This window comes from Ferriphaselus sp. R-1, from assembly GCF_000746095.1.
In the GTDB taxonomy this organism is placed as follows: Bacteria; Pseudomonadota; Gammaproteobacteria; order Burkholderiales; family Gallionellaceae; genus Ferriphaselus.
Map to the genome: position 1 here is coordinate 55154 of NZ_JQKP01000004.1, position 12425 is coordinate 67578.

Below are 12425 nucleotides of genomic sequence, written 5' to 3' on the forward strand. Positions count from 1 at the left end.
ATGCGGCTTGCAGGCTCCCACTCCGCCCCGCGCCCCGCCGTGTTGATGTATTTCGGCAGGCTCAGCGAATTCCTGTCGATGACCTCGGAACAGGTCGCGGTCACCGACGCGCCGGACACGCTCGGGCAGCTGTTGCAGCGTTTGCGCTGCCGGGGCGGCGCGTGGGCCTACGAGCTGGATGAACGTCAGGTGTTGCTCACCGTAGATGGCCGCTACGCGCGGCCGTCCGAACGCATCCAGCCCGGAGCCGAGATCGGCCTGCACTCCAGAAGATCCATCTTCGAAGCATGATGCAAGAGACTCGTTCGACCTGTTGTTACTGCGGCGTGGGCTGCGGCGTGATCATCGCCAGCGAGGATGGCCGCATCACCGGCGTGCGCGGCGACCCGGCGCATCCGGCCAACTTTGGCCGCTTGTGCAGCAAGGGCTCGACGCTGCATCTGACCGCCCGCCCGGAACTGCGCGCACTGCATCCCGAACTGCGCGACCGCCGCAGCGGCACGCTCCAGCGCGTCAGTTGGGATGCGGCGCTGGACACCGTCGCCGACCAGTTCGCCGCGATCATCCGCCGCCATGGGCCGGACGCGGTCGGCTTCTATGTCTCCGGGCAGCTGCTGACCGAGGACTACTACGCCTTCAACAAGCTGGCCAAGGGGCTGATCGCCACCAACAACATCGACACCAATTCGCGCCTGTGCATGTCTTCCGCCGTCACCGGCTACAAGACCACGCTGGGCATGGACGCGCCACCGGGCTGCTACGAGGACATAGACCACGCCGCCTGCCTCTTCATCGCCGGGTCGAACACGGCCTATGCCCACCCCATCGTGTTCCGGCGCATCGAGGAAGCGCGCAAGCGCAATCCCGGCCAAAAGCTGATCGTGGTCGATCCGCGCCGCACCGACACGGCCAGCGTCGCCGACCTGCATCTCGCCATCCTGCCGGGTACCGATGTCGCCCTGTTCAACGCCATGCTGCACGTCATGCTGTGGGAAGGCTGGTGCGATACGGCCTACATCGCGGCGCACACCGAGGGATTCGCCCAGCTCAAGGCGGTCGTGCTGGACTACACGCCGAGCTATGCGGCAACGGTCTGCGGCGTGGCCGCCGCTGACATCGTGCAGGCCGCGCGCTGGTTCTCGCAGGGGCCGACGCTGTCCTTGTATTGTCAGGGGCTGAACCAGTCCATCCACGGCACGCAGAAGAACGCCGCGCTGATCAATCTGCACCTCGCCACCGGCCAGATCGGCAAGCCGGGGGCCGCGCCGCTGTCGCTCACCGGCCAGCCGAACGCCATGGGCGGGCGCGAGGTCGGCGGCATGGCCAACCTGCTGTCCGGCCACCGCAACCTGTCCGATCCGGAGCATCGAGCCGAAGTCGCCGCGCTGTGGGGCGTGGACGACGTGCCCGCCACACCCGGCAAGACCGCCGTGGAGATGTTCGAGGCCGTGCAGCGCGGCGAGATCAAGGCGCTGTGGATCGCTTGCACTAACCCGGCCCACTCCATGCCTGACCTCAAGCGCATCACGGCGGCACTGGAAACGGCTGAGCTCGTGGTGGTGCAGGACGCGTTCGCCGACACCGACACGGCGGCCTATGCCGACGTGCTGCTGCCGGCCAGCACCTGGGGCGAAAAGGAAGGCACCGTCACCAACTCCGAACGCTGCATCTCGCGGGTGCGCGCCGCCGTGCCGCCGCCCGGCGAAGCCAGGCACGACTGGCAGATCGCGGTGGATTTCGCTGCGCGGCTGGCGCAACGGCTGGGCACGCGCAACATCGTTGACTACCACGACCCCGAGTCTCTGTTCAACGAGCACCGTGCCAGCACGCTGGGTCGCGATCTCGACATCGGTGGCCTGAGCTACGCCCTGCTGGAACAGGCCGGGCCGCAGCAATGGCCGTACCCGTTGGGTGCAGAGCGCGGCACACTGCGCTTGTATGCCGATGGCATCTTCCCCACGACCAGCGGCAAGGCCATGTTCGCCGTCACCCGCTACCAGCCAGTCGCCGAGGACACCGATGCGCGTTACCCGCTGCACCTGAACACGGGCCGCTTGCGCGACCAGTGGCACGGCATGAGCCGGACCGGGCGGATCGGGCGGCTGTATAGCCACGTCGAGGAGCCGCTGCTCGCCATGCACGCCACCGACATGGCGCGGCGCGGGCTGGTCGAGGGCGACCTGGTGCGGGTGCTCGGTCGGCGCGGCCAGCTCAAGCTGCGCGTCACCCGGTCCGACGAGCAGCGCCCCGGCCAGGTGTTCCTGCCCATGCACTGGAGCAGCCGCTCGATGAGCGGGCTGGGGGCCAACGCCCTCACCCTGGGCGCGTATGACCCGCAGTCCAAACAACCGGAACTGAAGCACGCCGCCGTGCAGGTGGAAAAGCTTGACCTGCCCTGGCAACTGGTCGCGATGGCCAAGGGTGAGGTGTTGCCGCGCCTGGAACGTCTGCGTCACCTGCTCGACCGCTTCGACTACGCCGCGCTCGGGCTGTACGGGCGCGAGGAAGAGCTGGTGGTGCTGCGGGCGGCGCACAACGGGGCGGTACCGGAGTCGCTGCTGCACGAGCTGGATGCCATCCTCGGTCTGGACGACAGCGCAATGAACTACCGCGATGCCAAGCGCGGCATCTCCAAGCGCGCACTGCTGGAAGGCGGCCAGTTGCTGGCCGTGCGCCTGACCGGCGAGACCGCCGCGCGCGACTGGCTGAAGGAGATCATCGCCAGCGGCGCGGATGCGACGGCGCTGCGCCCCTGGCTGTTCGCCCCGCTGGCCGCACCCCCCGCCGGTCAGTCGCAACGCGGGCGCATCGTGTGCAACTGCCTCGACGTGTCGGAAACCGAGATTCTCGCGGCACTGCGCGACGGGGCTGACTTCGCCGCATTGCAACAGGGATTGAAATGCGGCACGCAGTGCGGTTCCTGCGTGCCGGAACTGAAACGCCTGGTCACGAACTTTATGGAGAAAGAGACATGCAAAAACTGAAACTGGTCATGGTCGGCAACGGCATGGCAGGGGTGCGCACGCTGGAGGAGCTGCTCAAGCTGGAACCCGATCTGTACGACATCACCGTGTTCGGCGCCGAGCCTTACCCGAACTACAACCGCATCATGCTGTCGCCGGTGCTGGCCGGGGAACAGGAGATACAGGACATCATCCTGAACGACCTCGACTGGTATGCGCAGCACAACATCACCCTGCACCTGAACAAGAAAGTGGTGCGCATCGACCGGCAGAGCAAGACGGTCCACGCTGAGGATGGCACCAGCGCGAGCTATGACCGCTTGCTGCTGGCGACCGGCTCGAAGCCCTTCATCCTGCCAGTGCCCGGCAAGGAGCTGGACGGCGTGATCGGTTACCGCGACATCCACGACACCCACGCCATGATCGAAACCGCCAAGCAATACCGGCATGCGGTGGTCATCGGCGGCGGCCTGCTCGGGCTGGAAGCGGCGAACGGCCTGGCCTTGCGCGGCATGGACGTGACCGTGGTGCACCTGATGCCCTGGCTGATGGAACGCCAGCTCGACCAGGTCTCGGCGCAGATGCTGCAACGCTCGCTGGAAGCCAAGGGACTGAAGTTCCGGCTCGGCACCCAGACCGAGTCCCTGCTCGGCGAGGGACGGGTGCAGGCCATCCGCTTCAAAGACGGCACAGAGATCCCCGCCGACCTGGTGGTGATGGCGGTCGGCATCCGTCCCGACACGGCGCTGGCCGCCTCCGCCGGAGTCCATTGCGACCGGGGCGTCGTGGTCGATGACACGATGCAGACCTACGCGCCGGGCATCTACGCCGTGGGCGAGTGCGCCGCCCATCGCGGTATCGCCTACGGCCTAGTCGCGCCGCTGTTCGAGCAGGCCAAGGTGTGCGCCAACCATCTGGCGCGGCTGGGCATCGCCCGCTACCAGGGTTCGGTGACTTCGACCAAACTGAAAGTGACTGGCATCGACCTGTTCTCGGCAGGCGATTTCAGCGGCGGCGAGGGCACGGACGAGGTCGTGCTGCACGATGCCGCTGGTGGCGTGTACAAAAAGCTGGTGCTGCGCGACGACACGCTGATCGGCGCGGTGATGGTGGGCGACACCAAGGACGGGGCCTGGTATTTCCAGCTGATACGCGACGGCAAGAACGTGGCCGACATGCGCGACCACCTGATGTTCGGCCAGTCGCATCTGGGCAACACCGGCCATCAGGGACAGGACAGCGCGGCAGCCATGCCGGACGAGATGGAGGTGTGCGGCTGCAACGGCGTGTGCAAGGGCACCATCGTCAAAGCCGTGAAGGAACAGGGACTGTTCACGCTGGACGAGGTGCGCAAACACACCAAGGCCTCGGCTTCCTGCGGCTCCTGCACCGGGCTGGTGGAACAGATCCTCGCCTCCACGCTGGGCGGGGCTTATGCCGCCCAGACCGGCAAGGCCAAGCCGCTGTGCGGCTGCACGGCCTTGACGCATGAAGAGGTGCGCAAGTCCATCGTCGATGAGCAGCTGCTGTCCATCCCGCAGGTCATGCAGCAGTTGAACTGGAGCACTCCCAACGGCTGCGCCTCCTGCCGTCCCGCGCTCAACTACTACCTCATCTGCGCCTGGCCGCGCGCGGCGAAGGACGATCCGCAATCGCGCCTCATCAACGAGCGCGCCCACGGCAACATCCAGAAGGACGGCACCTTCTCCGTCGTGCCGCGCATGCATGGCGGTGTCACCACGCCGGAGCAACTGCGCCGCATCGCCGATGTGGCGGACAAATACCAGGTGCGCACGGTCAAGGTGACAGGCGGCCAGCGCATCGACCTGTTCGGCATCAAAAAGGAAGACCTGCCCCAGGTGTGGGCTGACCTGGACATGCCTTCCGGCTATGCCTACGGCAAATCACTGCGCACGGTGAAGACCTGCGTGGGCAGCGAGTGGTGCCGTTTCGGCGTGCAGGATTCGACCCAAATGGGGATCGACATCGAGCACGCGCTGGATCGCATGTGGACACCGCACAAATTCAAGATCGCCGTGTCCGGTTGCCCGCGTAACTGCGCCGAGGCCGCCATCAAGGATGTAGGCATCATCGGCGTGGATTCCGGCTGGGAGATCTATGTCGGCGGCAACGGCGGCATCAAGACCGAAGTCGCGCAGTTCCTGGTCAAGGTGAAGACGCGCGAGGAAGTGATGGAATACGTCGGCGCATTCACCCAGCTGTATCGCGAGGAAGCGCGCTATCTGGATCGGACCGTGCACTACATCGAGCGCGTCGGGATGGATCACATCAAGCAGCGCGTGGTGGAAGATGCCGCCGGTCGCAAGGCCATGTATGACAGATTGCTGTTCGCGCTGGAAGGCGCGCAGGATCCCTGGGCCAAACAAAACCTCAACCCGCGCGAGTACGCGCCGCTCACGCTCTGAAAGGAAACGACATGGAAAACTGGATCCGCATCGCCACGCTGGACGACATCCCGGCGCTGGGTTCACGCGTAGTGAAGACTCCGCAGGGCGACATCGCCCTGTTCCGCACGGCGGACGATCAGGTGTTCGCCCTGCACGACCGTTGTCCGCACAAGGGCGGCCCGCTGTCGCAGGGCATGGTGTTCGGCCACACCGTGGCCTGCCCGTTGCACGGCTGGAACATCAATCTGGAAAGCGGCGAGGCGGTCGCGCCGGACGTGGGTTGTACGAAGAAACTGGCGACCAGGCTGGAAGCGGGAGAGGTCTACCTGCTGGCCTAGTGGGTCTGCCGGGAGACCGGCAGACCCGCTCAGATCTTGGGCAGGGTCACGCCGTGCTGGCCCTGATACTTGCCGCCACGGTCTTTGTACGAGGTCTCGCACACCTCATCGCTCTCGAAGAACAACACTTGCGCCACGCCTTCGTTGGCGTAGATCTTGGCGGGCAGCGGCGTGGTGTTGGAGAACTCCAGCGTGACGTAGCCTTCCCATTCCGGCTCGAACGGCGTGACATTGACGATGATGCCGCAGCGCGCATAGGTGCTCTTGCCCAGACACACCGTCAGCACATTGCGCGGGATGCGGAAATATTCCACGGTGCGCGCCAGCGCGAAGGAGTTCGGCGGGATGATGCAGTAGTCGGCCTCGACGTTGACGAAGGAGTTCGGATCGAAGTTCTTCGGGTCAACAATCGTGCTGTTGATGTTGGTGAACAGCTTGAATTCGCGCGAGCAGCGGATGTCGTAGCCGTAGCTCGACGTGCCGTAGGACACGATCTTCTGGCCGTTGACCTCTTTCACCTGCCCCGGCTCGAACGGCTCTATCATGCCGTGCTGCTCCGCCATGCGGCGTATCCATTTGTCGGATTTGATGCTCATTGCTCTCCGTCCTCTCGCTTCCCTCGCCCACTTGTGGGAGAGGGGCTGGGGGAGAGGGAATCCAGCGGTTGACCCTCTCCCTAACCCTCGCCCGCCTGCGGGAGAGGGGATCTGTTAGGTATTCTGCACCACGATCTTGGGGAACACGGCACTGTGATCCTGCGCCATCTCCGCCACCTTCACCGCCACGCGGCGGGCGATCTGCTTGTAAACGCGGGCGATTGTACCATCCGGGTCAGCCACGACAGTAGGCTTGCCGGAATCGGCCTGTTCGCGGATACGGATGTCCAGCGGCAGACTACCCAGGAACTCGGTGTGGTAATCGGCACACATCTGCTCGCCACCACCCGCACCGAAGATGTGTTCTTCGTGACCGCACTTGGAGCAGATATGCGTGCTCATGTTCTCGATGATGCCGAGGATTTTGATGTTGGTCTTCTCGAACATCTTCAGCCCCTTCTTGGCATCCATCAGCGCGATATCCTGCGGCGTGGTGACGATCACCGCGCCGGTGACCGGAATCTTCTGCGCCAGCGTCAGCTGGATGTCGCCGGTGCCGGGCGGCAGGTCCACCACCAAATAGTCGAGGTTGTCCCAGCGCGTCTGGTTGAGCAACTGGTCCAGCGCCTGGCTGGCCATCGGACCGCGCCAGATCATGGGCGCATCGTCGCCATCGATCATGAAGCCGATGGACATGGCCTGGATGCCGTGGCCCTCCATCGCCTCCATCGACTTGCCGTCCCTGGATTTTGGCCGTCCGGTGATGCCCAGCATGGTGGGCTGCGAGGGGCCGTAGATGTCAGCATCCAGCACGCCGACGCGCGCGCCCTCGGCGGCCAGCGCCAGCGCCAGATTCACCGCTGTGGTGCTCTTGCCCACGCCGCCCTTGCCGGAAGCCACCGCGATGATGTTCTTCACGCCGTCCACCAGTTTCACGCCGCGCTGCACCGCATGGGGCACGACCTTGCTGGAGACGTTCACCGTCAGCGCACCCACACCGGGAACGCTGGCGCGCAGATGCGCTTCCACCTGCGCCCGGATCTCGTCCCACACGCTCTTGGCCGGGTAGCCCAGCAAAATGTCCAGCGATACGTCGCTGCCGCTCACCTTGATATTCTTCACCGACTTGCCGGAAACGAAATCCTTCTTCGTGTTCGGGTCGATCAATTGCTTCAGGGCGGACTGGATGTCGGTTTCGGTAAAGGCCATGCGGTGTCTCCATAAGCGGTTGCTGACGTGGGCGGGGATTTTACCCAATTCCCGCGCTCAAGTTTGTTAAAATCAGCCCCTGCTTTCAACAAGGTCACACCATGCCGCGCAAGATACTCGTCACCTCCGCCCTGCCCTACGCCAACGGCAGCATCCACCTCGGCCACCTGGTCGAGTACATCCAGACCGACATCTGGGTGCGTTTCCAGAAGATGCAAGGGAATTCATGCCACTACGTGTGTGCCGACGACACCCACGGCACGCCCATCATGCTGCGCGCCGAGCGCGAGGGCATCACGCCGGAGGCGCTGATCGCCCGCGTCTGGCAGGAGCACAAGGCCGACTTCGATGCTTTCCACATCGGCTTCGACCACTACGGCTCGACCAACTCCGAACAGACCCGCGAATTCGCCTACGACATCTACCGCAAGCTGCGCGCCAGCGGCCTGATCGAATCGCGCTCCATCGAACAATTCTACGACCCGGTCAAACAGATGTTCCTGCCCGACCGCTTCATCAAGGGCGAGTGCCCCAAGTGCGGCACGAAAGACCAGTACGGCGACAACTGCGAAGCCTGCGGCGCAGCCTACGCCCCCACCGAGCTGAAGAACCCGTACTCCGCCGTCTCCGGCGCCGTGCCCGAGATGCGCCAGTCCGAGCACTTCTTCTTCAAACTCTCCGACCCGCGCTGCCAGCAGTTCCTGCGCGAATGGACCACCGGCGGCGCGCTACAAGCCGAGGCTGCCAACAAGATGCAGGAATGGCTAGGCACCGACGAAGACAACAAGCTCTCCGACTGGGACATCTCGCGCGACGCGCCCTACTTCGGCTTCGAGATTCCCGATGCGCCGGGCAAATACTTCTACGTCTGGCTGGATGCGCCGGTTGGCTACATGGGCAGCTTCAAAGCGCTGTGCGAAGCCAAAGGGCTGGACTTCGATGAATACTGGAAGGCAGATTCGCAGACCGAACTCGTCCACTTCATCGGCAAGGACATCCTCTACTTCCACGCCCTGTTCTGGCCAGCGATGCTTAAGAACGCCGGTTTCCGCACGCCGACCCGGCTGTGCGCCCACGGCTTCCTCACCGTCAACGGCGAGAAGATGAGCAAATCGCGCGGCACCTTCATCACCGCCAGCAGCTACGTCGAGCACGTGAAGAACACCGAATACCTGCGCTACTACTACGCCGCCAAGCTCAACGGCAGCATCGAAGACACCGACCTGAATCTGGATGACTTCGTGGCGCGGGTGAACAGCGACATCGTCGGCAAGTTCGTCAACATCGCCAGCCGCTCGGCCAACTTCGTCGCCAAGCACTTCGACGGTGAACTGAAGCTGCACGGCGAAACCTTCGACCTCGCTGCCGCCCAGGCCAGCGCTGCGCAGGTGGCCGAGGCCTTTGAAAGCCGCAACTACGCCGATGCCATCCGCCAGATCATGAAGATCGCCGATGGCGTGAACGAGTATTTCGACACCCGCCAGCCTTGGGCGCTGGCGAAAGACCCGGCCAAACGTGACAAGCTGCAAACTGTGTGCAGCCAGTGCCTGTACGGCTTCCGCCAGCTCGCCATCCTGCTCGCGCCGGTGCTGCCGCAGATCAGCCGCCGCGTGGCGCGCGAACTGTTCGGCATGGAGCGCGATTTCGTCTGGAGCGATGTTGCCGCACTGCCCGCCCGCGTCGCCCCCTACCAGCACCTCGCCGCCCGCCTGGATGCCAAGCTGGTGGAGGCGATGGTGGCCGCCAATAAGGAATCGCTGCAACCGCCCCCCTCGCCCACCGGGAGAGGGGCTGGGGGTGAGGGAAAGCACCATGCGCCCCTCCCCGCCGACATCAAAGACTTCGCTCGCAAACTTAGATTGGAACAAACCGATGCCGAGCAGTTGGTCTGGGGGCTGTTGCGAGACCGACGAATGGGCGGCGCAAAGTTCCGTCGTCAACACCCGGTCGAGCCGTATGTGTTGGACTTTTACTGTCACGAGGCCAAACTCGCAGTCGAGCTGGATGGTGGGCAACACGCCGAAACCGTGACCAAAGACGAAGCCCGCTCTGCGTTCTTGAAGTCAAAAGGCATTGATGTGCTGCATTTCTGGAACAATGAGGTACTCACAGAAACTCAATCTGTGCTGGAGAAAATCTGGCTGGAGTTGGATGCGCGGAATGCGCTCAATTTGACCGCAAGGGCAGCAGCAACTTCGACGGACACGCCCTCACCCCTAGCCCCTCTCCCAGCGGGAGAGGGGAACATCGCCCCGACCATCTCCATCGACGACTTCACCAAGGTGGATCTGCGCATCGCGAAGATCGTCAACGCCGAGCACGTGGAGGGCGCGGCCAAGCTGCTGCGGCTGACGCTGGACATCGGCGAAGAGAAGACCCGCAACGTGTTCGCCGGGATCAAATCGGCTTATGCGCCGGAGCAACTGGTGGGCCGCCTCACGGTGATGGTCGCCAACCTCGCCCCGCGCAAGATGAAGTTCGGCATGAGCGAAGGCATGGTGCTGGCGGCGTCCGGTGAAGATTCGCCCGGTCTGTTCATCCTGTCACCCGATTCCGGCGCGCAGCCGGGGATGCGGGTGAAGTAAACATCCCGTTCACCTGTCGCAAGGTGAACGCTCATTCTGCGATTTCCGCTCCGTTCCTGGTTCGACACCACGAACGGAGCGCATGGAGGTGCTGCCACAGCCCGTATGGAACAATCGAGCAAGTTGAAGTCGTCGCATTATTTCCGTCCCCGCGCGCTGGAACTGCTGCGCGACTACAGCCAGGCACGCTTCCGCGCTGATGTCACGGCAGGGATCACGGTCGGTGTGGTGGCGCTGCCGCTGGCCATCGCCTTTGCCATCGCTTCGGGGGTCAAGCCGGAAGCGGGCATCTTCACCGCGATCATCGCGGGCTTTCTGATCTCGGCGCTGGGCGGATCGCGGGTGCAGATCGGCGGGCCGACCGGCGCCTTCATCGTCATCGTGTACGGCATCGTCATGCAGTACGGGCTGGCCAATCTGCTCATCTGCACCATCATCGCGGGCTTCATGCTAGTGGGGCTGGGCGTGGCCCGGCTGGGCAGCCTGATCCGCTATTTCCCGCGCCCGCTGGTCTCCGGCTTCACCAGCGGTATCGCGGTGCTCATCATGCTGAGCCAGGTGAAGGAGTTCCTTGGCCTCGACATCGCCGTGATGCCTGCCGAGTTCCTGCACAAAGTCCCCGCCATCTACGCCGCCCTGCCCACCCTGGACTGGGTCACTCTGCTGCTGGCCATCTTGTCGGCACTGCTGATCTGGCACTACCCCAAAGCCTGGGCGCAAAAGATACCCTCGCCCATCGTGGCCCTGGCACTGGGCACGCTGGCGGTGACGTTATTCCACCTGCCGGTGGAGACCATAGGCACGCGCTTCGGCGGCATCCCGCAGGGCTTGCCGGTGTTCGATCCGCCCGAGTTCACTCTGGCGACGGTGAGCTACCTGATCCCGCCCGCCATCACCATCGCCCTGCTCGGTGCGGTCGAGTCTCTGCTCTCCGCCACCGTCGCCGACGGCATGGCCGATGACAAGCACGACCCGAATCAGGAGCTGATCGCCCAAGGCATCGCCAACATCGTCACCCCGTTCTTCGGCGGCATCCCCGCCACCGGGGCCATCGCCCGCACCGCCACCAACGTGCGCGCCGGGGCCACCAGCCCGATCTCCGGCATCGTCCATGCGCTGGTGCTGCTGCTCATCATCCTGATTGCCGCGCCGCTGGCGACCAACATCCCGCTGGCGACCCTGGCCGCCATCCTGATGATCGTGTCGGTCAACATGGGGGAATGGCGCGAGTTCGGACGGCTGCACAGATACCCGCGCGAAGACAGCACGGTGCTGGTCACCACCTTCCTGCTCACCGTGGTGTTCGACCTCACCGTGGCGGTCGAAGTCGGCCTGCTGCTGGCTGGCATCTTCTTCATCCGCAAGATCACCGATCTCACCCACGTCAGCCAGGAAGAGACCGAGCACGAGGAAGACACCGCCGACACCGAACCCAGCCGCAAGCTGCGCGTGCCGCGCGGCGTGATGGTCTACCGCATCTACGGCGCGCTGTTCTTCGGCGCAGCGGACAAGCTGGAAAGCGTGCTGCACCAGCAACACCTGGACCCGGAAGTGCTCATCCTCAAGATGGACGAGGTCATCACCATGGATGCCAGCGCCCTGCACACCCTGCAAGGGCTGGCCGACAAACTGCGCCGACGCGGCAAGCATCTCATCGTCTGCGGCCCGCACACCCAGCCCTACTTCATGATGCGCGATGCCGGCTTCTTCGACGAGCTCGGTCAGGACAACGTCTGCGGCTCGCTAGACCACGCCCTGAAACGTGCCCGCAGCCTGCGCAACGGCACTGCAACATAGCTCGTCAGGACGAATCACAACGGACCTGCCGCCCCCCCTGCTCGTGACCCAGCCATGGGTGAGCTTGGAGCCCGAGCCGAACGATTTCCGTTGCACATCCTACCTGGCCTGCCGGAACCCACACCCCATGTAGGCCTTTGGTCCCATTGTCTGGCGCTCAGGATTGCTGCAATATCCGCCATGATAATCAGCAGGATACGACATGTATCACAATCTTCAGGAGAAAAAGATGAGCAGACATTCCGACCAGGTCGCACTGGGCTTCATGCGACTATCAGAAGAAGAGCGCACAGAGGCGATCAAAAAGATGAGTGATTTTCTGAACACCACCGAGCACAGGAAATCGATGATGATGGAAAGCGTACGCATCCAGGCCGGCCTCGACCATGGGCAACTGGATCAGCGTGGGTGCCGTTGCTGCGGGCGCTTACCCGACGTGCATCCACCCATCCCTCTTTGACACCCACTCCCGGCAAGCAGATGGACGACGCTACGTCTTTGCCCACCCCGCGTACCGTCGGCAACCGCT

Annotated in this window: 9 protein-coding genes; 7 read left to right on the forward strand and 2 right to left on the reverse strand. The window is 64.1% G+C overall.

Features of this window, described 5'->3' with window-relative positions:
• From DM08_RS05775 to nirD, 4 genes are read left to right on the forward strand one after another with little or no spacing between them, the layout of a single operon-like run.
• Positions 1-291, forward strand: a complete 291-nt coding sequence (locus tag DM08_RS05775; RefSeq protein ID WP_035383699.1) for a MoaD/ThiS family protein — start codon at positions 1-3, stop codon at positions 289-291.
• Positions 288-2984 carry a nitrate reductase gene (locus tag DM08_RS05780; RefSeq protein WP_035383700.1) on the forward strand — a complete coding sequence of 899 codons (2697 nt, stop codon included), beginning with the start codon at positions 288-290 and terminating at the stop codon, positions 2982-2984. Before DM08_RS05775 ends, DM08_RS05780 begins: the two co-directional genes overlap by 4 nt.
• Positions 2972-5389 (forward strand): nitrite reductase large subunit NirB, encoded by a 2418-nt coding sequence (gene nirB, locus DM08_RS05785; RefSeq protein ID WP_035383701.1) that lies wholly within the window; start codon positions 2972-2974, stop codon positions 5387-5389. Before DM08_RS05780 ends, nirB begins: the two co-directional genes overlap by 13 nt.
• 11 nt (positions 5390-5400) lie before the next feature.
• Positions 5401-5709, forward strand: coding sequence for a nitrite reductase small subunit NirD (gene nirD, locus DM08_RS05790; RefSeq protein ID WP_035383702.1), 309 nt, complete (start codon positions 5401-5403; stop codon positions 5707-5709).
• Between the two features lie 29 nt (positions 5710-5738).
• On the opposite strand, the gene dcd is transcribed toward nirD, so the two are convergent.
• Together dcd and apbC are read right to left on the reverse strand one after the other, a co-directional pair.
• Entirely contained in the window at positions 5739-6305 is a 567-nt protein-coding gene (gene dcd / locus DM08_RS05795) for a dCTP deaminase (RefSeq protein WP_035383703.1), read from the reverse strand.
• Between the two features lie 114 nt (positions 6306-6419).
• Positions 6420-7514, reverse strand: a complete 1095-nt coding sequence (gene apbC / locus DM08_RS05800; RefSeq protein WP_035383704.1) for an iron-sulfur cluster carrier protein ApbC — start codon at positions 7512-7514, stop codon at positions 6420-6422.
• Positions 7515-7615: 101 nt separating this feature from the next.
• Between apbC and metG the strand changes: the two genes are divergently transcribed.
• From metG to DM08_RS05815, 3 genes are all read left to right on the forward strand, one after another.
• On the forward strand, positions 7616-10099 hold the full coding sequence (gene metG, locus DM08_RS05805; RefSeq protein ID WP_051937821.1) for a methionine--tRNA ligase: 2484 nt from the start codon (positions 7616-7618) through the stop codon (positions 10097-10099).
• A gap of 105 nt (positions 10100-10204) precedes the next feature.
• Complete coding sequence (gene sulP / locus DM08_RS05810; RefSeq protein WP_051937822.1) at positions 10205-11896, forward strand: SulP family inorganic anion transporter; 1692 nt, start codon at positions 10205-10207, stop codon at positions 11894-11896.
• Between the two features lie 202 nt (positions 11897-12098).
• Positions 12099-12356, forward strand: a complete 258-nt coding sequence (locus DM08_RS05815) for a hypothetical protein (RefSeq protein ID WP_035383705.1) — start codon at positions 12099-12101, stop codon at positions 12354-12356.
• Positions 12357-12425 lie beyond the last annotated feature (69 nt).

Bases quoted from the DNA above. Each gene is read 5' to 3' on its own strand.
- DM08_RS05775 (WP_035383699.1), top strand. From the start codon at position 1: ATGCGGCTTGCAGGCTCCCACTCCGCCCCGCGCCCCGCCGTGTTGATG.
- DM08_RS05780 (WP_035383700.1), top strand. From the start codon at position 288: ATGATGCAAGAGACTCGTTCGACCTGTTGTTACTGCGGCGTGGGCTGC.
- nirB (WP_035383701.1), top strand. From the start codon at position 2,972: ATGCAAAAACTGAAACTGGTCATGGTCGGCAACGGCATGGCAGGGGTG.
- nirD (WP_035383702.1), top strand. From the start codon at position 5,401: ATGGAAAACTGGATCCGCATCGCCACGCTGGACGACATCCCGGCGCTG.
- dcd (WP_035383703.1), bottom strand. From the start codon at position 6,305: ATGAGCATCAAATCCGACAAATGGATACGCCGCATGGCGGAGCAGCAC.
- apbC (WP_035383704.1), bottom strand. From the start codon at position 7,514: ATGGCCTTTACCGAAACCGACATCCAGTCCGCCCTGAAGCAATTGATC.
- metG (WP_051937821.1), top strand. From the start codon at position 7,616: ATGCCGCGCAAGATACTCGTCACCTCCGCCCTGCCCTACGCCAACGGC.
- sulP (WP_051937822.1), top strand. From the start codon at position 10,205: ATGGAACAATCGAGCAAGTTGAAGTCGTCGCATTATTTCCGTCCCCGC.
- DM08_RS05815 (WP_035383705.1), top strand. From the start codon at position 12,099: ATGTATCACAATCTTCAGGAGAAAAAGATGAGCAGACATTCCGACCAG.